Origin of the sequence: Echinicola marina (assembly GCF_020463795.1) — a bacterium.
GTDB lineage: Bacteria > Bacteroidota > Bacteroidia > Cytophagales > Cyclobacteriaceae > Echinicola > Echinicola marina.
The window spans coordinates 5,331,243-5,354,389 of record NZ_CP080025.1 but is presented as its reverse complement, the minus strand read 5'-3'; the positions used below and the strand labels follow the sequence as shown (position 1 = coordinate 5,354,389).

The following is a 23,147-nucleotide window of genomic DNA, read 5'->3' as shown; positions in this document are numbered from 1 at the left end:
AGCCGAAGGCCGAATGACAAAGGGTAGATGCTAAAAGTCGAAGGTCAAAGGCCGAAAGGATGGAGGCTCCGTTTAATAATCAATATTTGACGTTACGAACAATATCCCATCACTAATCCCGAACCACAATTATCAAATCACTAATCCCTAAACAATTAACCAGTTAAACAAGCAGCCTTGCTCCCAAGTGAGGAAGCTGCCTAATCAGTTAAACAATTCGACGCTCCAACAATTCGACCTTAAATAACAAGAGACCCTAATAAACATAATATATAATGCATTCAACGAAACCAACATTATTGATTTTAGCTGCGGGGATGGGCTCGCGGTATGGGGGGAATAAGCAAATCGATGGCTTTGGCCCTAATAACGAAACCATTTTGGAATATGCTATTTATGATGCCATCCAGGCCGGATTCGGTAAGGTGGTCTTTATCGTAAGGGCAGAAATCCTTGACTTGGTGTCTGAGCGCTTTTTGGATAAAATCCAGGATCAGATCCAGGTGGAATTTGTCATCCAGTCCCTCAGCAGTCTAGTTCCTGCAGCTTATCAAAATCCAGAAAGGACCAAGCCTTATGGAACGGCTCATGCGGTTTTATGTGCCAAGGATGTGATACAAGAACCTTTTGCCGTGATCAATGCAGATGATTTTTATGGTAAGGAAGCCATTGATCAGTTGGGTGATTTTCTTGGAAGTAATCAAGAGCCAAATAAGCATTGTATGGTGGGCTATGCCCTTAAGAATGTATTGTCAAAACATGGGATGGTAAACCGTGGGGTGTGTGCTTCCAATGAACACGGTGAGTTGACGGGAATGACGGAAAGGGAAAAGATAGCAAGAGAAGGGGAGAAGGTTATCAGTAGAATGGGAGAGGATGTCTTGGAGATCGATGGGAATACACCGGTATCCATGAATTGCTGGGGATTCCAGTCATCATTTTTTGAGGAAACTGAAATACGATGGTATCAATTTCTGGAAGATAATAAGAATAATCCCAAGGCGGAATTTTATATTCCTACCGTGGTGAATGAATTGATTGAGGAGGGAAAGGCTTCTGTCAATATCCTAGAGGGAGGCAAAACCTGGTTTGGGGTAACCTATCCTGAGGATAAGGAGTTTGTTGAGGAGTCCTTAAGGGATTTGCATCAAAAGGGAGTTTATCCGGAAAAGCTATGGAAGAAGGAAAGTGTGGTAGAGAAATAGTCGAAGGCTGAAGGCCGAAAGTAGAAGGTCTAAGGCTGAAAGATATAAATAATCACAAAGCCATCTCATTTATTTGAGGTGGCTTTAATGCTTTTTTAAGGATTATAGTGAATCATCGTTTGATAATTAGTATAAATCCATTTCCTGGTTTTTTATCCATAAGAGCAGATTGGGAGTCTGGACTACTCCCAATCACAGCGGAGGTCTTTAGGTTTAAACCTTCATCTTGTACCTAAGCAGCTATTTGCCATTTTAGAACGAGTGATAGAGCATATCAAAGATATGCTCAATTATTAGTTGAAAATATTTGTGATCTAAGATTAGGAGACTTTACCCCAATATGAGTAGTGTTTTCAACATTTGTGAAGTGAAGGCATCCTGCATATAAATTCTTGTGGGTGGCATCACATTTGTAATCGTGGGTAAAACTAAATTAGTTATGATCATGACAGGAAATTGCTTAGTGAAGGAGTTGCTCCTTAAGTGTGCTAGGGGAGCGAAGAGTGAGGAAATGAAAGATTGTCATTAAGCTCTTCTTTATCTATACAAGATAATGAATTTTCAACTTGAGGAATATGAAGAATAATATGAATAAATAAAATAAATTTCCGACCCTAATAAACAAAAACTTTTATGTGTGGAATTGTAGCCTATGTTGGCAAGCAGGAAGCCCTGCCTGTCATCATAAAAGGCCTAAAAAGACTCGAATATCGAGGCTATGACAGTGCCGGTGTGGCCTTACTAAACGAAGCCGGCCTGAATGTCTACAAAAAAAAGGGAAAAGTTTCCGAACTGGAAAACTCCCTTTTGGACAATACCAACCTCCATTCCCATATTGGGATAGGTCACACGAGATGGGCAACGCATGGTGAACCCAACGATGCCAATGCTCACCCTCACTATTCCTCATCAGAAAATTTCGCCATGATCCATAACGGAATCATCGAAAACTATGATGTGCTGAAAACTGACCTGATCAATAAGGGGTACACCTTTCATAGTGAAACGGATTCAGAAGTCTTCATCAACTTTATTGAAGACATTTATCAAAACAACAACTGCAGCATTGAAGAGGCTGTACGCTTGGCCCTGCATAAAATCGTAGGGGCCTATGCCATTGTTTTGATTCACAAGGATGAACCTGATACGCTCATAGCTGCCAGAAAGGGGTCTCCATTGGTCATTGGAGTAGGAGAGGATGAATTCTTCTTAGCTTCTGATGCTACCCCGATAGTGGAATACACCAACCAAGTGGTCTACTTGGACGACTATGAAATCGCTGTGATCCGGGATGCCAAACTACAGATCAAGACCATTGAGAATGTAGAGACCCACCCTTATATCAACCAATTGGAGATGGAATTGGAGTCTATCGAAAAAGGTGGATTTGATCACTTTATGCTTAAAGAGATCAGCGAACAACCCAGGTCCATTGCGGATTGTATGCGCGGAAGGTTAGATGCCAAAGGTGGCCGATTGGTCTTAGGCGGATTAAGGGACTATATGAACAAGTTCCAAAATGCCGACCGGATCATCATCACTGCTTGCGGGACCAGCTGGCATGCAGGCTTGGTGGCAGAATACCTCTTTGAGGAATTCGCCAGGGTACCTGTTGAGGTAGAATATGCCTCGGAATTCAGGTACAGAAACCCGGTTATCAACAGCAAGGATTTTGTCATTGCCATTTCCCAGTCTGGTGAAACAGCGGATACCTTGGCGGCCATTGAGCTAGCCAAATCTAAGGGAGCAACCATCTTTGGCGTATGCAATGTGGTGGGATCTTCCATCGCACGAGCAACACACGCTGGGTCTTATACCCATGCGGGACCAGAAATCGGTGTTGCCTCCACAAAAGCTTTTACGGCCCAGATCTCTGTGCTTTCCATGATGGCCCTAATGCTCGGCTACCAAAGGGGTACATTACCCGAGAGCAAATACATGCAGCTTTTAAGTGAGTTGGAAGCCATTCCAGCAAAAGTAGAAAAGGCCTTGAAACTTAATGAGCAAATTGAAAAAATATCTGCTCAGTATAAGGACGCCAGTAACTTCCTCTATTTAGGCAGGGGATATAATTTCCCTGTTGCTTTAGAAGGTGCATTGAAGCTTAAGGAGATCTCTTATATACACGCTGAAGGCTATCCTGCCGCTGAAATGAAGCATGGCCCCATTGCACTGATCGATGAGGAAATGCCGGTTGTTTTCATTGCTACACAGGATAGCTCATATGAGAAAGTGGTCAGCAATATCCAAGAGGTTAAAGCGAGGAAAGGGAAGATCATTGCCGTAGTGACAGAAGGCGATGAAACTGTGAGAAAAATGGCCGATCATGTCATTGAAATCCCTAGAGCTCACGAAGCCTTTGTCCCCTTGATTTCTGTGATTCCTTTGCAGCAGCTTTCTTACCATATTGCAGTGATGCGGGGCTGTAATGTAGACCAACCAAGGAATTTGGCAAAATCTGTGACGGTGGAGTAAGAAAAGGGTATTGCAATTTGTATATATATCGGCCCTGCTATAAAAAATGGCGGGGCTTTTGCTTTATGTTATATTAAAGGATAATTTGCATGGAATTTATTTAATTGTTTAGATGGATATTATTTTTGTCATATTAGCTTCGTTTATCATAACCATGATTAGTATTCCTTTGGTGATCAGGTTAATGTCAAAAAGTAATATGCTAGATCAACCTGGAGGACGGAAAATTCATAAAATATCTGTTCCATCAATGGGGGGGTAGGCATTATTTTGGGATTTATTTCTGGTGTGATAGTGATTTTTTCTTTTGGTGAGTTGGGGAATTTTTCCTACGTTTTGGTGAGTATGGGGATGTTATTTTCCATTGGTTTATGGGATGATATGAAAGATTTGTCTGCCATGCAAAAATTAATTGGCCAGTTAATGGCATTTTTCTTAGTGGTGATATTGGGAGATTTTAGAATTCATAGTTTTTATGGTTTTTTAGGAGTGGAAGAACTACCCATTTGGATAAGTTATAGTTTGAGTCTTTTTATGTTGGTAGGACTTACCAATGCTTATAACTTAATAGATGGATTAGATGGTCTTGCGGGGATTTTGGGACTTATATCGACAGGGTTTATGTCTATTTGGTTTGGACTGACTGGCTTTTATATTCCATCCTTGCTCTGTTTATCCTTAAGTGCTGCCATCATCGGTTTTTTGTTTTATAACTGGCATCCTGCTAAAATATTTATGGGGGATACAGGGTCATTGCCATTAGGATTATTTATTGCTACGATGGCCTTTTATTTTATTTATGCGAATGGAGAATTAATGAATAGTAATAATTCACTATTTAGGTTTGATGCTCCTATCACTACTGGGCTCGTAATGATGGTGATTTGTTGTTATGATACCTTAAGAGTATTTGTACGCAGGATACGAAGGGGACATTCACCATTTAGCCCCGACAAATCACATATCCATCATTTCTTAATGCGGATGGGGAATCGTCATGATCAAGTGGCTATGATGTTAGGGGGACTTAAATTATTGTTTTTGGCCTTGATGATTGTTTGTAAAGATTTAAATGATTGGATTATGTTTCCAGTTGTTTCCATCTTGGCCATAAGTTTGGGAAGTGTAATCAATGTGGTTACCCTAAGAAAGGTAAGGGCTAAGGTACTGAGTTCACCTAGGGTACTTTCAAAATCGACTTATAGATTTCCAGAACCTGTTAAGGAGCAGAATTGGGAGAGAGAGAAGATTAAGGAATATTAGTTTTTGCAATTCCTAAGGACGAAAGTGAAATGCCAAAAGCCGAAAGACTAAGGTCTAAGGCCAAAAGATATAAATAATCACAAAGCCATCTCATTTATTTGAGGTGGTTTTTTTTGCTATATTCTTTTAAATCCTTAACCCTAATAAGCCTTCATGGCCACTTCCACCAATCCTTCAAATAAGTACCCTCAATCCAATCTATGAACATCAGGAAAAGGAGTGCTGCTTCAGGAAAGTGTAAACGAGAAATAGTTGTAAACATAATGCTGAAGGTCGAGGGAAAAATAAAGAAGCCATCTCAATAAATTGGCTTCTTTATTTTTAAGTATAATATGGATTATTTGAGCTTATTTTTTTCTATACAAGTATAAATAAGGAATTCCACTAGCAGCATAGGATCCATCTATTTCAGATCTAAACCTAAGCCCTAGTTGAATTGATTTTTGAGGTATATGAGTAAAAATGTTGCCTGTTTTGATTTGTGTTCTTCCACTATACAACTTATTACTTCTAATCATGCTTTCAGTAACTATTTCAGCATCTGTAATATTATAAAGCTCTAAGCTCGCGTAATTATTAGTTTCAGCAACCCATGGATCTGAAACAAAGACGACAGAGTCAACATTTGGATAATTGTTTAAGTCGAGATAGGTAGTAAGTGGAACAAGGGTAGGTGTAGAGCTACTTGTATTCATAGCAGTCCCTATCCCATTGGATAATTTGATTTGAATTTCTTCATTAATTATTCCGCTTGATCCATGACAAACATATTTAGTTACAAGGATTTCACTTTGGTCAAGTTGGTAGTTATTATTAATGTCTATACCTGATTCTATCTTTATCCCCCCATTTTCACACTTATCTCCCTTACTTTGATCTGAAATATTGATTAAACTTAAGTTCCCATCCAAGCCATTACAAGTGTAGGATGTTGATTCAATTTCAATTTCATCAAGAACGCCATTATTATTTGAGTCAATTCCTGAGCTGAATTTTAAACCTCCATTTTCACATCTTTCACCTTTGGGTACAATATTAACTTTAGAAAGGCTGTTTTTTCCGTCATTTCCGTTGCAAACTAGGGCGCTTGAGGTGATTTCAGTCTCATCAAGAATATTATCTCCATTAGTGTCAATACCAGAATTGATTTTTATGCCACCGAATTTACATATTTCGCTTGGAGGTTCGCTTGTTGAATTGATTAACCCGTTTTGGCCATTTATTCCATTACATACGAATGATGAAGTCGTAACTTCCTCATCACCTAACACTCCATCTTTATTCAAATCTATTCCAGAACTTATTACAATTCCTCCATTTTCACAATTTGAGCCAGGAAGTTCTGGAGAAAACCTAGTTAAACTGGATAAACCATTGGAGCCGTTACAAACATAATTTACATTCAAAACTTCATTTTGGTCTAATAGTCCATTTGAATCAGAATCTAATCCAGTTTCAATTTTTAAACCTCCTGTTTCGCAATTTGTCCCTGCTTTTTCATCTGTGATATTTGTTAGGCTACTAAGACCATTGGGTCCTATTTCTCCTTCACAGGAAAATAAAAATAATGAAAGAATACAAGGTGTTCCAATTGATTTTATGCAATAATTCATGGTTTATATTGAATTGAATGGAAAAGAAGGGATATTTTTTTGAAAAATTAATTTACTATTTTAGATATTAAAGTAGAGGAATTGTTCTCTGCGTATAAGAAATAGTAAAGTTAATATTTTCTCTAAATTATAGAAATGAAATTATTTTTTTAGTTTAAGATGTAGAAGTGATAGATTTCCCAATAAAAATGTTATTTGTTGCCTAATTACACTCAAGAGTAAAATTTCCTCTCTAATAAACCATCCCTACCACTTCCTCGAATCCTTCAAATAAGCACCCACAATTTTTGGACCTTAGGAATAGGAGGGAGGTTTTGGTGAAGGTTTAGAAGTAGGTTCTACACTCATTACTCTCACTGGTCAATTCATCTTCAACCGTTTAAATGCCGTAATGAACAGATCATAATCTTCCAGATCATCAGGTCTGCAGGTCTTTCTTCTTCTAACAGGTTTTCCTTTCCTGAGGGCCCGTAGTTCCTTTGACTTCGGGTGGAAATACCGTACTTTATCATCTTGGATATAGCTTACCTTTTTGTTCATATATCCGCTCGCATGATGCCTGATCAGCCAATACTCATCCTTCTCCTTACTGATCAGGGTCCGGTCCCGGGTATGCTGGTACACAGAGCCAAAAGGGAAAAGCCGTTTATGATACCAGCTAGAATCCAAATCAAAACTATAACCAAACATCAGGGAGGTGTCAAACCAACAGAGCTTCAAATGCCATATCAGCTCAAACAAAGATGGGTAAGACGTCTCCTTGACCAGCTTTTGATATCCTCCAAAAGGTAGCTCTTCTCCGATATTGGAGCGTACCTCCCATATTGCTTTGCTGGTGTCTAGCCGGAGCTTTCCACTGTGCAGCATCCAGGCCAGGTGTACCAGTTGGTAAGAGAAACTACTCGGGAGTTCCATTTCTTCTTGCCCTAATAAAGTTACTTTTCTGGCTTCCAATATCTCCAGAAAAAAATCCAAAAGGGATGCCTCTTCAATCTCATATATTGAAAAATATTCTCTATTTATCATAGTACCAATAGTTTAAGTGAAACAGTCAAACTTTTATTATTATCCTTAAAAATCACCCTATTCAAAAATACAACAGCCCCTAGGTTTCAAAAGCCTAATCATCTTTTCTTATCTTAGGATCCTTATTCTACTTTTAAAATCGTCAAAAAAAGCCAGTTTTTCAAATAACAGTTTAAATTTGACTAGTCCTTGAATAAAGATTCTGATTATCCGCAATGATGCCAGTAACCTTAAATCCTTTGCTTAAGTGGTCGGGAGTTTGAAGACTGAAGACCGAAGGAGTTGATATTTTAATTAAAACGAACATTTCGATTCGCTTTTAACTTTTACTGGTGCAATTGCGGATATACATAATAAAGATTAATCAATATTATTGGAACAAGTGGTCAAGATAGATCTGAATAAATAACCATCTTCCTTTGGCCTATTATAGTACTTTTTCTAAAAGAATTAAACCCGCTTTATGCATTAGTGAAGACTTCCCTAAAACAAAAAAATCTTCGGCTTTGACGAGGTCTTCTGAGATGAAGTTTTTCGTAACTGGAATTATAAATTCCAAGGATAGTAGGGTGGAGTGGCATACTCCACCCAGGCGTGGGAGGGCTAGAGGGATGTAGTCGCAATCTAGACGCTAATCAGCGTGATTACATTACCATTCCCTATCTTATTGAATGAGTTTCAGTAGTTCTTTGATTTGATTGTCTGAAATATTTTCTTGATCTGACTTGTCGTAAATGGAAAGAAGAAAAACAGTATTGTCAGCCACATAAAAATGGGTAATTATTCTGGCCCCACCAGACTTGACTTTTCCTTTGGAAGCGATAGCCATTCGGATTTTGTAACAATTATTTCCAAGAGAAGTACCTGTAGTAGGATTATTGGAAAGCTGCTTTCCAAGTTCTGCCAATTCGTTTTTAAGGGATGGATATTTTTTAATGAGTTTTTTAACAGCTTTTCGGAAAGCTGTAACCGTATCCACTTTATAGCTCATCAAGAAACTTGTCAAGAGGTTGTGCTTTTATCTTATTGGTTTTAATAAGATTCACTTCTTCAATAGCTTCTTTTAATCCTTCTAGTACTTCAGCTTTGTATGGGGTAAGTGGTTTGGCCTTTACGAACTTGAAATTATTGAGTAGTTCCATAATAAAGGCTGCCTTATCGTCTTTTATATCCAACAATATTTTCATTTTTTTTCTTGATTTTATCGGGATAACGCAGTGGGAATATTTAAAGTTCTATATTATGTTCTCAGTGAGAAAGCAGAAGTGATTACTAATAAGGATCGCTTCATATTATGTCTTTAGTTTCCTTTAACCTCTTGACTTTGATTAGGAGTTCAGATTATACAAATATATTCAAAAATCAAAGTACACCAAATTTTAGGATAAGATGAGGGGAAATGTCTAAGGCAGGAAGAAGGAAGGGCGAAGGAAGGGCGAAAGCTTAAGGCCAAATGCCGAATGCTATAAATAATTATAAGCCATCTCATTAATTTGTGGTGGCTTTTTTGTGCTGTTTAATTTTATATTTCTCAAATAAAATCCTTTGCGTCAATAGTCCATTTGCAATGGCTAAAATAAAAATGCTGTAATATCCTGCTAATAATTTACTCGATAAGTCCTTTTTACTACAGATCAGTTTATTCAAAATAATAACTCTGTAATCCTTACTTGTAAAAAAAAATACCCATACAAAACCTGAAAAGCCAGACAATAAGGCATTTCTTGGTCATTGATGTCTCTACCAGTAACTATCAGAACGATATGCATCACCCATATCTGAAAAAGTCCACATTTACTGTAATTACAAATTCCAAGGATAGGAAGGCGTAGTCACAGACTACACCTAGCGGCCGTTTCTCTGTTACTTGGCGGAAATATCTCTTAAGTCTTTTATTTTGGTCAACAAGTCTCCCATTTCAACACCTAAAATTAAAGCTATTTCATACAAGTTCTCATATTTAGGTTGTTTGGTGTTCCTACACCATGAGGATACCGTGTTAACATTTATTCTGAGCTCTTCTGATAACCATTTTTGAGTTTTTCCTTTTGTTGCTAAAACAGATTTTATGCAATTATAATTTTTTGAAATGGACATTTATTAAATCAAATCTATACCTAAAAAGACAAATATATCAATTTGATTTTATCTTAATTGTCATTATAATATGTCTAATAGATTTATAAATAATACTAATGGAAATAAAAATATGTTTAATAGATTGTTTATTGAATTGATTTTTATATATTTGATTCATTGTTAGTTCTTTGTTGCAGATAAGTAATAAAGCTTGAGGGTTTTTATTTAATCATAATCTATACCTAATAAAATGAATACGAACCCAAACTTCATTTACGAAAAGATTATCAGAAATCCTGAGTGATTTCTTGACTTTAAAACTTTTATCGCAATTCGTAGGCTGCATTCGTCCCGCTCCGGAAGGGACGTCTGGTAGGGCAGCCTGGCCTGGGGCTTTATAAGCACTGGGGTAATTAAATGATTTCTTAACAATTGTAGAAGGAAGGAAGCTAAAAGTCGAAAGGCGAAGGCCGAAAGCTTTGGAGTACGTATTGGACGGGGAGACTTATATACTCTAAGACAGTAATTTACCCCCACCTCCTGCGCTTCAGGCTGGCTACTCGCTAAAAACAGTCACCGACTGTTTTATAAACGCTCATTCCTCCCTGAAGGGTGAGGAATGGATTTCGATTATGAGATCAAGAAGTCCCCTTTAAGGGGGGCTAGGGGTGATTACGAGACTATTTCGTTTTCGGATCGTAATCCAAGTTCCGGCCCTTGGAGCTGTTGGTTTTGTGGAGTTGTCGGAGGGCGTTAAAAAAAGAAGTTAGCTAGCCCTCGGCTAGATCCACTTCTTTTTAGCCCGTAGACAGCGACACAAAATACCTTTGGGATTAACGCCATCTTCATCGTATGAATAAATGGCACAAAGGTAAAACAGCTCCACCGGCCTAGACCTTTTTGCTACTTTTTCCGGCAATGGGAAAAAGTAGGGGAATAAAAAGGGAAAGGGGAATTAAAGGCTTCGGAAGGCGGGATTGCTTCTCCCGGCTCACCGGGATCGCAATGACGGAGAATTAGACGTTCTTGCCTACGTAAACCAGTCTTTAATCTTGGCTCTTGCTACTAGTATCTGACAAGACTCCGAGTCTTGTCCCAATACTTTCTACACAACTGCATTTTAAGCATGAAAAAAACAACATTCACATGCTTCCTGGCATACTTATGCCTTTTTGGAAGTGATTTATTTCCACAGACGAAAGTTGCTGACACCTTTACTGGAGGAGCGGCCGTGAGTAATGCCGCTCCCTCACAGCTAAGCGAACTTAAAGTAGGGGACCAATTACCCGACCTGCTGATCGAAAATGTCCTCAACCATCCCGAAGGGAAAGTGCAGCTCTCCGATTACCGGGGCAAACTCCTGATCCTGGACTTCTGGGCCACTTGGTGTGCGCCTTGTGTGAAGGGCTTTCCGAAGCTAGACAGTCTACAGCAGGAATTTGAGGAAGACCTTATGGTCCTTCCGGTGACCTATCAGGATCAGGAGAAGGTAAATAAGTTATTTGATAAGCTGTCTAGTCTAAAGGGAATATCCATGCCCATAGCGGTATCGGATAAGCTACTAAGGAATATGTTTCCCCATAAGACTTTGCCGCATTATGTGATCATTGGTAGGGAAGGGATGGTATCCGCCATCACCGGTGGGGAAAATATCACACGGAAAAAGATCCAGGCCCTGGTGGAGGATAAAACGCAGGAATTCCAATTGAAAGCGGATAAAGAAAACGAGTTTTTTGACGAGCAGCTTTTCATTGGGGGTAATGCTCAGATTGAGGATAAAAATCTGCTTTTCCAATCTGCCCTTACGGGATATATTCCTGGATTGCCGGGAAGGATGGTGGAGTTTAAGGATAGCCATGGTGGCCGCATCTTTTTTACCAATACCGTATTGGAGAAGCTCTACAGGATTGCTTTTTATGCAGGAGACCCCAATCTCTATTTTGGAAAAAACAGGATCATCTATGAAGGAGTGGATAGGAGTCGCTTCAATACTGACCTGAGCGGGGCGGATTATCTGGCCTGGATGGCCGAGGGAAATGTCTATGGCTATGAGCTGGTACTGCCACCATCGATGTTAGGGAGGAAATTTGAGCTTATGCAGGAAGATTTAAGGCGTTATTTCCCGCAGTACAGCGCCCAGATCGAAGTGCGCGAGCGCCCTGTCTATGCCATTATGCTAAAAGACCAAGCACTGCCCAGGTATGGCTCCACGGAGAAATCCTTTGACTTCAAGCCATATGGCCTGAGCATGAAGGGTTATCCACTGGACCGCTTTGTACTGCAGCTGAATGCCTATTTCTACCAAAAGTCGCCTAGACCTATAGTGGACAGGACAGGAATGGACTATTCCATAGCACTGGATATAGAATGCAGCTTGGGAAAGGTAGAGGAATTAAAAAAGGCCTTGGAGGCAAAGGGATTAGTCCTCAAAGAGGTGGAGGTACCGATAGAGGTATTGGTGATCCGAAAGCATCAGGACTGATCATTTATTCTAAAATATATCAATCATGAAAAGATTTTTTACAGGAATATACGTGATTTTCGTCTGTATGGGGACATTAGAGGCGCAGGAGCATACCTTGAGAGGGGAGCTGTACGATGCTGCTAGCCATGAGCCCATCTCAGGAGGAACGGTCCTTATCAAAGGAACTGCGGTGGGAACGGTTACCGATCATTCGGGAAACTTCTCCCTAGAGCTTGCCCCTGGGGATTATGCGCTTGTCTTCAGCTTTCTAGGCTATACCAAAAAGGAAGAACTGGTAACCGTGCCCCTGGAAAGGACACTAAAAGTAGGATTACAGCCATCGGATTTTAGTATGCAGGGGGTGGAGGTGGTTTCCACAGGTTATCAGGAACTGCCCAAGGAAAGGGTGACCGGATCATTTGTGCAAGTGGATGAAGAACTGCTCAATCGCAGGGTGAGTACTTCCATTCTCGATAGGTTGGATGGCATTACCCCGGGTTTGGTTTTTAACAGAAACGGCAATGAAGCCCGGGAACCCATTAGTATCAGGGGGAGGAGTACCTTGATGTCCGATACCAGTCCCTTGATCATTTTGGATAATTTCCCCTATGATGGGTCGTTGGAAGGGATCAATCCCAATGATGTGGAGAGCATTTCGGTACTTCGTGATGCTGCCGCCGCATCCATCTGGGGGGCCAGGACAGGAAATGGAGTCATTGTCATCACCACCAAAAAGGGCAGTAGGGACCAAGCACCCACCGTTTCCCTCAATTCAAATATTACCATTAAGGAACCGGCGGATTTGTTTTACAGGCCTACAATGAGCCCAGAAGAATTTATAGATGTAGAGCGAATGCTCTTTGATCGAGGATTTTATAATTCCAGTGAGAGCAGCCCCAACCAAGTACCGCTGACACCTGCTGTAGAGTGGATGATCAAGAATCGTGATGGAGAGATTTCCGAGGGGGAATTGGAAGATGTGCTTTCTGATCTTGGTAGCCATGATGTGCGCCATGATGTGGGTAAATACTATTACCAGAGGGCCATTAACCAGCAGTATGCCCTCAATGTCCGTGGTGGAAGCAAGCACCAAAATTATTATTTGAGCATGGGATGGGATGAAAACCGGCAATCGCTCATAGGAAATAAGGACAGGAGAATCACCCTGTCTGCCAAAAGCGAGCATCACCTTCTTAAGAACAAGTTAAAAGCGAGTGTAGGCATTTACCTGAGCAAGTACAGGGAAAGGCTCCGAAATGAGGGAATGGCCTCCCTGGAGTTTGAAAGTAATCAGGACATTTACCCCTATGCCAGTCTGGCTGATGAAAACGGCAGACCCTTAAGGACTACCCGCAATTTTAGGGATGGGTATATTGATGGCCTGGAGGGAATGGGCTTAGTGGATTGGACATTTGTGCCCCTCAAGGATAGGGGGCTAATGAATGATCTGGAAGAAAGCAACGATATACGATTCAATCTGGGATTGGATTATAAGGTATTCAAAGGCCTCCATGCTTCCTTACAGTACCAATATTGGGAAAACAGGGTCGAGAGGAATATACACTATCCGGTGGAATCCTATTTTGTCCGCAATATGGTCAATACCTATACCCAGATCGATGATGAGGGGAACCTCACTTATCCTGTACCCAAAGGAGGGATCTTGGATATCAGGAATGCCCAGATGGCCAGCCATACCCTTCGAGGGCAGTTGACCTGGAAGCAAGAATGGCAAGGAGGCCATGCCATTAACCTGCTTATAGGAGGAGAGGTCAGGGATAACCAAGGAGCAGGATATAGTACCAGGTTTTACGGTTATAATGATCAGTTGGGCACCAGTCAGCCTGTAGATTATATCAGTCGGTTTCCCCGGTTTTATCGACCAGCCCTGACCGGTAGGATCATCAATGCCGAAGGCCAGTCGGGGACGGTAGACCGTTTTGTATCGGGGTATGTCAATGCAGGATATACCTACCGGAAAAAATATATGCTGACCGCAAGTGCCAGAAGGGATGCTTCTAACCTTTTTGGGGTGGCCACTAATCAAAAAAGTGTCCCGTTATGGTCCACTGGTTTGGCCTGGATCATCAGTGAAGAGGATTTTTATGGAAATGGGGGCGGATCATTTATGAAATTAAGGGCCACCTATGGCTATAATGGCAATATCGACAAATCCCTTTCTGCCTTGACCACGGCAAGGATGATGGGCACTTCCTATGTCAGTGGCTACCCTTATGCCCGTATCATCAATCCCCCCAATGAGGAACTTCGGTGGGAACGCATCCGAATGATGAATTTAGGTATGGACCTAGAATTATGGGAAGGCCGACTATCGGCGGTATTGGAATATTATACCAAGAGCGGCCTTGACTTGATAGGGCTGAGCCCTTATGCTCCCTCTTCTGGTATCGTGCAATTCAAAGGAAATAATGCCAATACCCAAACCAAAGGTTTTGATTTCGAGTTGCATACGCTGAATTTGGATAAGGCCATACAGTGGAGAAGCTCCCTGCTCCTAAGCCATGTGTCGGAAAAAGTGACGGATTATGAGCTAAAGGCCACGGTAAGTGATTACCTGAACTTCGGAAGCAGTGGGAGTGGAGGGGAATATTTTCCCCTGAGTGGCCGGCCATTATTTGGCATCTATAGTTATGACTGGGCAGGACTGGATCCGGATACTGGTGATCCTATGGGCTATGTGGATGGTGAGCCCAGTACAGAGTATAGGGAAATCGTGAACAGTGCCACGATAGAAAATATTAATTACCATGGTCCGGCCAGGCCCCGATATTTTGGTTCTATCAGGAATACCTTTTTATGGAAAGGGCTGTCGCTGTCATTTAATACGGTATTTCGGGCAGGGTATTATTACCGAAGAAATTCCGTGGTTTATGGGACTGTACTAAGTGGAGAAGGGGGGCATGGGGATTTTTCCAAGCGCTGGCAAAGCCCCGGTGATGAAATGCTGACCCAGGTGCCTTCCATGCCGGAAAGCAGGGATGCTTATAGGGATTTATTCTATAGAAACAGTGCTGTATTGATAGAAAAAGGGGATCATATCCGCTTGCAGGATATTCGATTGGCCTATACCATGGACAATAGCATGGTCAAAAAGCTACCCTTCAGGCGGGTAGAGATTTATTCCTATATCAATAACCTGGGTGTACTCTGGAAAGCCGCGAAGGATGATCCCTTGGATCCAGATTTCAGGACCGCCAAGCCATTGAGGAGTATGGCCTTGGGCGTGAAGATAGACTTCTAGCACATTAAAGACATAGCTCCGTCCGCCGTATTCATGTTTAATTTAAACCGGATTGATTATTAAAGGCGAATCTTGGTGGGCGGAGCTTAAATTGAGTAGTAAGTAGCTAGATGATAGTAGTAAGAATTATAGAGAAAAGAATAAAGAGCAAAGAAGAAGGAGGAAAGATTGATTTCGGAGATGAGAATATCTGTTTCTCCGTCATACGAACGAAGAGAATCGAAGTGAAGTTTACCTGCCTCAGGTAGGCAATCTCATCTTCGATGTACGGGATTGTCACAGCTTCTGTCACTGCCTGCCTGACGGCAAAGGCAGGCGAGGAGCTAGCGACGTGGCAGTCTCCTTTTTAGAAAACGAGATTGCCACAGTCGTACTCCCGTCCTCCTTCGCAATGACGGAGACCAAATGAACTCGCTGCCGTGAACAAGTCTTTTATCTAGCGTCTTATGTCTAACATCTAAACCGAGTCCCTTACCGCGTACTTTCTTCATATGTGATCATGCATCATCTTAATAAACAGCGGGAAATGTTTCCAGACGGGAAACGGGGACTCTTTTTAGTAGCAAGTAGCTAGATGGCAGTAGCAAGTTGGAAAAAAGAGAAAAGAGCAAAGAAGAAAGAATTTCCCCCCACCTAACCTCCCCCTGAAGGGGGAAGAACCGATTTTGGTTACGATATCAAGAAGTCCCCCACAGAGCCTGTCCCGAACTTGATTCGGGAGGGATTTAGGGGAGGGACAAGCGTAAAGAAAGCAGTCGGTGACTGTTTTTAGCGAGTAGCCAGCCTGTAGGGCAGGAGGAAGGGGAAAATACGAGATTGCTTCTCCCGGCTCACCGGGAGAAGCAATGACGGATATGATACGACCTCGCTACCGAAAACAAGTCTCAAGACCTGTCTGACGCCAGGCAGGCTCAATACTAACGACAAAATACTATAAATATGAAACATAAAATCAACCCCATACTCAGCATCATGATCATCAGCATCATTCATTTATTGACTTCATGCGAATCCTTTTTAGAGGAGAAGCCCAATAAGGATATAGTAGTCCCCAATACATTGGAGGATATGCAGGCATTACTTGATAATAGTGTCCAGCTGTTTAATACTAGCCCCTGTATCCCACAGATAGCAGCAGATGACTTTGTTATTACTGATGAAGGGCTGTTGAACCTTAGTCAGCCTGTAGAGAGAAATGCCTATCTATGGGCTGATGAGGTTTATGAGGGAATGCCTAATTATGATTGGAATTATACCTATGAACAGGTCTTTTATGCCAATGTGGTTTTGGAACAACTAAGGGATTATAAGGGTGCTGAAACATCCCAGTATAATGAAATAAAAGGAAGTGCCTTGTTCCTGAGGGCAATTGCCTACTATCAACTTTTGCAAGTATATGCGCCTGCGTATGATCAGGCCTCCAGAATAGATACCCTAGGAATTATCTTAAAGGATTCTCCGGATGTCAATGAATCGCCTTCAAGGGCAAGCTTGCAGGAATCCTATAATAAGGTGATTGGGGATTTGGTGAAAGCAAAGGAGTTACTACCCCTTTCTGTTGCCATTCCCACAAGGCCTACGCAAGTGGCTGCACTTTCGCTTTTGTCCAAGGTGTTTTTAGAAATGGGGGACTTTGATCTTGCCCTAGAAAATGCCCTATCAGCTTTGGCCCTGAAATCCGATATAATGGATTATAACTATATTGATGTGGATGAACGAAGGCCATTTGATGTTTTCAATGAAGAGGTGATTTTTCATAGTACCTCATTGACCTATTCATTTATGACCAATTCCGAAGTGAGCATTTCTCCGGAATTAATAGATCAGTATAAAGAAGGTGATCTTCGCAAAAAGGCCTTTTTTGATGTCACCGATGATGGAAGATACCGGTTAGTAGGAAGCTATTCCGGAAATTATGTTTGGTTTTCCGGTATTACGGTGCCAGAAGTCCTATTGACAGCAGCGGAATGCATGGTGAGAAAAGGGAATAGGACAGGTGCATTATCCTTGCTGATGGATTTACTGAATAAGCGTTATATCCCTGAAGCCTTGCCAGATTATTCCTCTTTGGAGGATAAAGAACTATTTGAGGCCATTTTAGAGGAACGGCGTAAAGAACTGGTGGGTAGAGGTACGCGATGGACTGATTTGAGGAGGTTAAATAAAGAAGTGGATTTAAAGGAGACATTATTTAGAGAAATGAATGGGGAAGTGATCAGCCTAGCGCCCAATGATCTAAAATATGTTTTTCCGATTCCTGATGATGAAATAAGAAGAAGTGGGGTAAAACAAAACCCACGGTGAGCTAGCATAGAAAGCCAAGGGAAACTTTCCCTTGGCTTTACCTTAATACTTAATTCTTTAGGCTAAAGCTCTGTAAATTCCCCATTGGTCAATACATTCTTGACGCCAGTATCTGGATTATCGTTTGAGAATTCCACCCTGCATTCTTCAGAAGAGGGGTTGCAAACATAATCCTCTCCAATTTCAAGATGGGTAATCTCATCATATTCCATGGTCTGGTCATTCCAAGTGAATACTTTAGTCGGTTCATTTGCCTGAGGCATATTGAATGCCAGTGCACTTGCCGCCGCGAGCACAAAGGCCAGCAGTGGCATATTCTTTATTAGCTTTTTCATGTTTGAAAATGGGATTTTTAACGATCAAAATCCCTTAACGTTTATGGTTGCTTTTTGCCTACTCTTTTTCAGGATTTTCGGCATTCTCCTGCTACTGCCAGAAGCCTGTACTGATTCCACCTAGTATACCGGCTCCATGGAATCGGGCAGTGTTTTTATATTATGTTTTTTGATTATCCGCAATGATGCCAGTAACTCCGTTGTCCCGTCAGCTGAGCTGCGGGACGATTAAATTTGAGTCTCTGACTCAACTATTTTTTTTCAAGTTATGTCTCTTCCCCGCGGTCTGTGTTCCCACAGACCGGACTAATTTACATTTATTGAGTTGGACTGTGAGGACACATGCCACGGTGAAGGTCAATCTCACCTTCGAAGGACGGGATTGCCGCAGTCTCCGCTGTGGCGGATCCTTCGCCTACCTGCTGCAGGCAGGCAATGACGGTTACGATTCGACTTCTCAGGTATTATGTTACTGGAAGAGATCCTGTGATGCCTAGAGATGACATGTTTTGAAATCCACCATTAACGGTCTTCGGCATTAGCGGAAAAGGGAATTCGCTGCAATCTGTTTTGACTGCTAATGCCATGAACCTTTGTGTTCCTTTTACCCCGGTCGGCACAGGCTTGCCCGGGGCTTTCTAAATTGCTCCCCGTCGGGGAGCCTTTTTTTTACAATTGACATCCTGTTTGTTACATTCTCTAAATGTTAGGCGCTGTTGTCCCATCTCTCCGTTGTCTCATTAGCTGAGCTGCGGGACGATTAAGATTGAGTCTCCAGACTCTCAATACTCATGCCTACCTATATCCATGCAGTTTCCTTTATGGGACTTTGTTCGACCCCTTCAGGGTCGTGTGGATTTGCCTTAGCGATTTCGTCTACGTAGATTTTACCCCTTCGGGGTAAGTGGCAAAGTAGCAAAACTATTTCTCACTCCGTTGTCCCGTCAGTTGTACTGCGGGACGATTAAACTTGAGCCTCCAGACTCAACTATTTTCCAGAATCTCAAGACTCACGATTCAAGACTCAGATCTCAATACTCCAACTACCCCCAATACTATCAATGCCATGTTAAACAGAAAATGTCCTTCCCAAGACATGGACTCGATAAATCCGGCACAAGTGCAGGGGACTCTGGGGAAGGCGCCCATCCATACCAAACCAATGTATGTGGTAAATACGGTCATCAATAAGGTAGATAGAAGAAGTCCCGGTTTCCTGCTTTGGGGAATAAGTAATATCAGTACCAATAGCAGTTCCGTAACAGGAATGGAATAGACCAGAATTTCGGCCAGCTTGGAAGGAAAAGGTTGGTTATGGAAAGCGTTATAAGTGGTATCCCAGTTAATGAGCTTTTCCAGACCTGTATAGGTCCATAATAATATGAAAATAGAGTTGATGATATGGCGAATGGTTAAGTTCATGATGGTGTACAAATGGGAAAATCTTCTATTTTGTTGTTTGTATTTTTAATGTTTTTATCAAAGTTTATTTTGTAATAAGTTAAATGTCAAATAGTTGGGTGTTTAATATTGAAATGTCTTATACGATTATGGACATTGTCCGAAAAAATGATTCTTTTTTTAATTTATAGTTGAAAAACTTGACATGATTTAAGGTTATCATTTAGATTTAGTATAAGCAAGGGGGCTGAAGCCATCATATAGGGGGAAAGTAAAGAAGTTTTCCAGCGTTTTTTGGATAGATTTTTACCTACGACCGGAAGCAAGGCCGGGATGGTGCTATTGTTTGAAATAAAATACGGATATGAAAAAAGTCACTTATTTGAGAGATCTAAAAAGTATGCTTGATCCATTTCAGTGGATCGCATGGGAAAGGTATTTGTTGGTACAGGATTTTATATCCTTCCATTCCTATCGAAAAATGGAGGTGATCAGGAGTGAAAGAAGGAAGGATATGTATATTTTGTTGGTTATGAAGGGGATGGCCGGGATGAGCTTACATGGGAAATTGAAAAAGGTTTTTTCTTCTCCCGGTTTGGTGTTGGACAGGAGTAATTACCAGCTGGATAAAATGAGTCCATTTTCGATAGAGGCATTGGAAAAAACCATGATAGCCAGTGTTCCGGTTGCAGAAATAAAAAATATCTTAGGGGATATGCCGGATTTCAAGGTGTTATATGAGAAGTTATATGCAGCATTTGAGAAAGAAGATGATTTTTGGAACAGCTTGAACGGTATTCCATATGGGCGTGCTATTTCGATCATACGAGGGGCCCATGCAGAACTGGAACCCAGGCTTACCAAGAACCGCTTTGCAGAATTGGTGGGCGTATCTGCCAAGACCATTTCACGTTATGATGAACTTAGAGGTAATAAAGAGTTAAGGATTCATCAAACGATGATGAATATTTTAGGTTTCCGCTTGATGAGAAATAGTAATAGGGTGGCAATACAACAATCTATGAGCAGTTGGGGTAGCTTTTTTTCTGTTTTCGTAGATGCTAACAGTAGTCGAGTGGTAGAAAGGATGAATTTGGCATATATGGTATCCTTCCTTTTTCCCCGGGGAGATCAGGAGAAGATTATCTGGTCCGCAAAGCTGATCATGTTGCTTACCTCCATAGATGTATACATGTATCAAATACCCTCCGGAGATGGACGAATTTATTGGAAAAAAATAAGAAAAGGACTCCATTGTGCTATCAGCGGGAAAGATTTCCAATCTCCTATTCCCCGGTTGATGGCCTACTATTCTGCCATGAAAGATTTGGTTGAAGAAGCATTTCAAAAGATGGATGCTGAGGTTTGGGCAGAGATAAGACAACTGGTAGAAGGTTATATAGAAGAGCGTGGTTGGAAGGTGAAAAGTACTGAATATGTGGATAAGACTGATTTGGTTTTATTCCAGTCATTAAGGCAATCTTTTTCAGAAGGTCTTCTATGTATGCAATTACTGAAATGGGTGGCAGGTAAGCAATGGCAAGTACTTAATAGCTATCATGAAGGCCTTGAAAAATACATGTTGAAAGCTGTCAGGTTAGTGTCCTTGTCCAATGAGATTCTGGTAACTGAAACAGATGACTTTTGGGATCTGCCCCATAATCTGGTGAATTTATTGTCCCGTATACATCAAACCAATAAGCAGGAGGCCTTGTCGTCATTATGGGATGATTACCATAGTGTACTGGATTCCATGAAAATAATAAAGACTGAAATTTTTATGGGATTAAGACCAAAAGATACAGAAAAAATAAAGGATTTTTTGCTATTGGTGGAAGCCCAGGTAGGCGGATGGGTGGAGTGGTACGGGAAGGTATTGGTGAGTAACAGGAACAAAAGCAAAGTATCATCATAATCACTTAATATAACTAAGCGTATACTCCATTTTTCAAGGGGTGATTTTTCCGATTGGGCAGCATATTATTGCAAGGAAAAGATTCAATCTCCAAGTACTAAAAGGCATGGATAAAATGAAACAGCATGTTCCGTAAAAAGAAACGATGTGTGATTTATCCCAAGGATATCCAGTTGCTCACTGGAAGGAGTATTCGTCATGCCCAAGAGGTAATTGCCAAGATCAGGCGCTTGCTCAATAAGGGGCCAGAGCAATATATTACTGTTTCAGAGTTTTCATCATTTAGTGGAATTCCCGAAGAGAAGGTGATGGAGTATATAGATTGAGACATGAGATGGTAGACCGGAGACAGAATGAGAAATGAAGAATGTAAAATGAGGAATTGAAGAGCGGAGAGGGAAGGAAGTGGAGGGGATTTTTTAGTCTTGTGGAGTGTCTTAGAAAAATACCATGATTTCTTGGAAAATAGCGAAAAGGGAACGTATCCCCAAGGTATCCCCAAGGTATGTACTAGAGAAGTAGGGAGTATCTAGTATTGAGTAGCTAGTACTTAGTATCAAGTAGGGAGTATTGTCGTGGGGATTGAGTCGGAGGTACGGGGTATGTAGTATCAAGATTTAAGTATCAGGATCGGAGTAAAGAAGAAAGAGGGGGTACGTCACTGCGAGAAACCAACATTTTCTCAAATATAAAAGGGTTGTATAACGTGCGCTTAAAATCGATGTCATGCTGACGATAGAGCCTGTCCCGATTATCGGGAAAGCATTTCTTCCAGTAACGATTAGGAAAAGAGATCCTCTCGCCGCGGCGAGTGACTTTGATTCACGTCACTGTTAATGGTAGCTCAGTGAAGCCATCTCCTCTTCGGTAGACGGGATTGCCTGCCCTCCGGGCATAGCCGTCAGACAGGGCGGATCCTTTGCAATGACGGATTTTGCGGGAATCGGGGTGCGGGGAAGGGGTAAAAGCGAAGAATACGCAGGATGCGCATGTTCATTTGAAATACTGGTTTGAAAGGGGCAATATCGGGTATGTTTAACTTAAAAACGTCAATGAAATGGCTAAACAAACAAGTATTATTACGCTAAATGGGGCAGTGGGAGCGCTGTCTTTTTATAAGACCAAGGATGGGTATTTTGCCCGTGCCAAAGGTGGAGTAAGCAAATCGCGGATCATGAGTGATCCCAAGTATGCACGTACCCGAGAGAACCTTAGGGAATTTGCCACCGCAGCAGATGGGGCCAAATTCCTAAAGGATACTTTCAGGGATGTGATGTTGAAAGCCAGCGATTCCAGGCTTTATAATCGGATTTACAGTGCCATGCTGAAAATTTTAAAGACTGATCCGGTCAATAAGCGGGGTGACCGTAAAGTAACTGAAGGGGATTGGAGTTTGCTGACCGGACTTGAAATCAACGGAAGGACCAGGTTGGCATCTACGCTGTACATGGAGTTTTCCATGACGGATGCTGCGGCATCTTTAGAGGTGGGTTTTTCAGATTTTAATCCTGCAGACCATCTGATGATTCCTGAGGGCACTACACATTTTAAAATCTTTGCCTCTGGGGTGAGCTTGGATTTGACCGGCAAGGAAAGATCCTCCTTTTCTGTTGATTCTGGATTACTTCCAGTAGGAGATCCAGTAACGGGATTGTCCCTGAGTGTGGACAAATCAGGCTTAACGGAATCCCATAAGGCATATGTCCTAGGGGTGGAGTTTATCCAAGAGGTCAACGGGCAGGAGTATCCATTGAATAATGGAGCGCATAATGCTGCTTCGATTTTGTTGACCGAAGTGGTATAAT

The 23,147-nt window shown here is 41.4% G+C and carries 16 protein-coding genes; 9 read left to right on the top strand and 7 right to left on the bottom strand.

Annotation, left to right across the window (positions count from 1 at the left end; all coding sequences use genetic code 11):
- Positions 1-275: 275 nt before the first annotated feature.
- The 3 genes from KZP23_RS21755 (at position 276) to KZP23_RS21745 (ending at position 4,943) form a co-directional block, all read left to right on the top strand.
- The gene (locus KZP23_RS21755; RefSeq protein ID WP_226333913.1) at positions 276-1,205 is read left to right on the top strand and encodes a nucleotidyltransferase family protein; all 930 of its coding nucleotides are present in this window, start codon (positions 276-278) and stop codon (positions 1,203-1,205) included.
- A gap of 633 nt (positions 1,206-1,838) precedes the next feature.
- Positions 1,839-3,680 carry a glutamine--fructose-6-phosphate transaminase (isomerizing) gene (glmS, locus tag KZP23_RS21750; protein ID WP_226333912.1) on the top strand — a complete coding sequence of 614 codons (1,842 nt, stop codon included), beginning with the start codon at positions 1,839-1,841 and terminating at the stop codon, positions 3,678-3,680.
- 270 nt (positions 3,681-3,950) lie between these two features.
- Positions 3,951-4,943: an MraY family glycosyltransferase gene (locus tag KZP23_RS21745; RefSeq protein ID WP_226333911.1), complete on the top strand. Its 993-nt coding sequence runs from the start codon at positions 3,951-3,953 to the stop codon at positions 4,941-4,943.
- Between the two features lie 347 nt (positions 4,944-5,290).
- Here the strand turns inward: KZP23_RS21745 and KZP23_RS21740 are convergent, their stop codons facing one another.
- The 5 genes from KZP23_RS21740 to KZP23_RS21720 form a co-directional block, all read right to left on the bottom strand.
- Positions 5,291-6,556, bottom strand: coding sequence for a DUF7151 family protein (locus KZP23_RS21740; RefSeq protein ID WP_226333910.1), 1,266 nt, complete (start codon positions 6,554-6,556; stop codon positions 5,291-5,293).
- Positions 6,557-6,916: 360 nt separating this feature from the next.
- Positions 6,917-7,582, bottom strand: a complete 666-nt coding sequence (locus KZP23_RS21735; protein WP_226333909.1) for a hypothetical protein — start codon at positions 7,580-7,582, stop codon at positions 6,917-6,919.
- A gap of 664 nt (positions 7,583-8,246) precedes the next feature.
- On the bottom strand, positions 8,247-8,573 hold the full coding sequence (locus KZP23_RS21730; protein ID WP_226333908.1) for a type II toxin-antitoxin system RelE/ParE family toxin: 327 nt from the start codon (positions 8,571-8,573) through the stop codon (positions 8,247-8,249).
- Positions 8,563-8,769, bottom strand: coding sequence for a hypothetical protein (locus KZP23_RS21725; RefSeq protein WP_226333907.1), 207 nt, complete (start codon positions 8,767-8,769; stop codon positions 8,563-8,565). Before KZP23_RS21725 ends, KZP23_RS21730 begins: the two co-directional genes overlap by 11 nt.
- Before the next feature lie 676 nt (positions 8,770-9,445).
- On the bottom strand, positions 9,446-9,679 hold the full coding sequence (locus KZP23_RS21720; RefSeq protein ID WP_192010955.1) for a helix-turn-helix transcriptional regulator: 234 nt from the start codon (positions 9,677-9,679) through the stop codon (positions 9,446-9,448).
- A gap of 1,108 nt (positions 9,680-10,787) precedes the next feature.
- On the opposite strand from KZP23_RS21720, the gene KZP23_RS21715 reads away from it, so the two are divergent.
- From KZP23_RS21715 to KZP23_RS21705, 3 genes are all read left to right on the top strand, one after another.
- Complete coding sequence (locus tag KZP23_RS21715; protein WP_226333906.1) at positions 10,788-12,143, top strand: TlpA family protein disulfide reductase; 1,356 nt, start codon at positions 10,788-10,790, stop codon at positions 12,141-12,143.
- A gap of 25 nt (positions 12,144-12,168) precedes the next feature.
- Complete coding sequence (locus KZP23_RS21710) at positions 12,169-15,387, top strand: SusC/RagA family TonB-linked outer membrane protein (RefSeq protein ID WP_226333905.1); 3,219 nt, start codon at positions 12,169-12,171, stop codon at positions 15,385-15,387.
- Positions 15,388-16,326: 939 nt separating this feature from the next.
- Complete coding sequence (locus tag KZP23_RS21705) at positions 16,327-17,691, top strand: RagB/SusD family nutrient uptake outer membrane protein (protein ID WP_226333904.1); 1,365 nt, start codon at positions 16,327-16,329, stop codon at positions 17,689-17,691.
- 62 nt (positions 17,692-17,753) lie between these two features.
- Here the strand turns inward: KZP23_RS21705 and KZP23_RS21700 are convergent, their stop codons facing one another.
- Positions 17,754-18,026, bottom strand: coding sequence for a DUF6520 family protein (locus KZP23_RS21700; protein ID WP_226333903.1), 273 nt, complete (start codon positions 18,024-18,026; stop codon positions 17,754-17,756).
- 1,017 nt (positions 18,027-19,043) lie between these two features.
- Complete coding sequence (locus KZP23_RS21695) at positions 19,044-19,448, bottom strand: MauE/DoxX family redox-associated membrane protein (RefSeq protein WP_226333902.1); 405 nt, start codon at positions 19,446-19,448, stop codon at positions 19,044-19,046.
- Between the two features lie 343 nt (positions 19,449-19,791).
- Here KZP23_RS21695 and KZP23_RS21690 point away from each other — a divergent pair, with 343 nt between their 5' ends.
- The 3 genes from KZP23_RS21690 to KZP23_RS21680 all read left to right on the top strand — a co-directional run bounded on the left by KZP23_RS21690 (position 19,792) and on the right by KZP23_RS21680 (position 23,146).
- The gene (locus KZP23_RS21690) at positions 19,792-21,342 is read left to right on the top strand and encodes a terpene synthase family protein (RefSeq protein WP_226333901.1); all 1,551 of its coding nucleotides are present in this window, start codon (positions 19,792-19,794) and stop codon (positions 21,340-21,342) included.
- A 125-nt stretch (positions 21,343-21,467) separates the two neighbouring features.
- Entirely contained in the window at positions 21,468-21,668 is a 201-nt protein-coding gene (locus tag KZP23_RS21685; RefSeq protein WP_186758550.1) for a hypothetical protein, read from the top strand.
- A gap of 731 nt (positions 21,669-22,399) precedes the next feature.
- On the top strand, positions 22,400-23,146 hold the full coding sequence (locus tag KZP23_RS21680) for a hypothetical protein (protein WP_226333900.1): 747 nt from the start codon (positions 22,400-22,402) through the stop codon (positions 23,144-23,146).
- The last annotated feature ends 1 nt before the right edge of the window (position 23,147 follow it).

Bases quoted from the DNA above. Each gene is read 5' to 3' on its own strand.
- KZP23_RS21755 (WP_226333913.1), top strand. From the start codon at position 276: ATGCATTCAACGAAACCAACATTATTGATTTTAGCTGCGGGGATGGGC.
- glmS (WP_226333912.1), top strand. From the start codon at position 1,839: ATGTGTGGAATTGTAGCCTATGTTGGCAAGCAGGAAGCCCTGCCTGTC.
- KZP23_RS21740 (WP_226333910.1), bottom strand. From the start codon at position 6,556: ATGAATTATTGCATAAAATCAATTGGAACACCTTGTATTCTTTCATTA.
- KZP23_RS21735 (WP_226333909.1), bottom strand. From the start codon at position 7,582: ATGATAAATAGAGAATATTTTTCAATATATGAGATTGAAGAGGCATCC.
- KZP23_RS21730 (WP_226333908.1), bottom strand. From the start codon at position 8,573: ATGAGCTATAAAGTGGATACGGTTACAGCTTTCCGAAAAGCTGTTAAA.
- KZP23_RS21725 (WP_226333907.1), bottom strand. From the start codon at position 8,769: ATGAAAATATTGTTGGATATAAAAGACGATAAGGCAGCCTTTATTATG.
- KZP23_RS21720 (WP_192010955.1), bottom strand. From the start codon at position 9,679: ATGTCCATTTCAAAAAATTATAATTGCATAAAATCTGTTTTAGCAACA.
- KZP23_RS21715 (WP_226333906.1), top strand. From the start codon at position 10,788: ATGAAAAAAACAACATTCACATGCTTCCTGGCATACTTATGCCTTTTT.
- KZP23_RS21710 (WP_226333905.1), top strand. From the start codon at position 12,169: ATGAAAAGATTTTTTACAGGAATATACGTGATTTTCGTCTGTATGGGG.
- KZP23_RS21705 (WP_226333904.1), top strand. From the start codon at position 16,327: ATGAAACATAAAATCAACCCCATACTCAGCATCATGATCATCAGCATC.
- KZP23_RS21700 (WP_226333903.1), bottom strand. From the start codon at position 18,026: ATGAAAAAGCTAATAAAGAATATGCCACTGCTGGCCTTTGTGCTCGCG.
- KZP23_RS21695 (WP_226333902.1), bottom strand. From the start codon at position 19,448: ATGAACTTAACCATTCGCCATATCATCAACTCTATTTTCATATTATTA.
- KZP23_RS21690 (WP_226333901.1), top strand. From the start codon at position 19,792: ATGAAAAAAGTCACTTATTTGAGAGATCTAAAAAGTATGCTTGATCCA.
- KZP23_RS21685 (WP_186758550.1), top strand. From the start codon at position 21,468: ATGTTCCGTAAAAAGAAACGATGTGTGATTTATCCCAAGGATATCCAG.
- KZP23_RS21680 (WP_226333900.1), top strand. From the start codon at position 22,400: ATGGCTAAACAAACAAGTATTATTACGCTAAATGGGGCAGTGGGAGCG.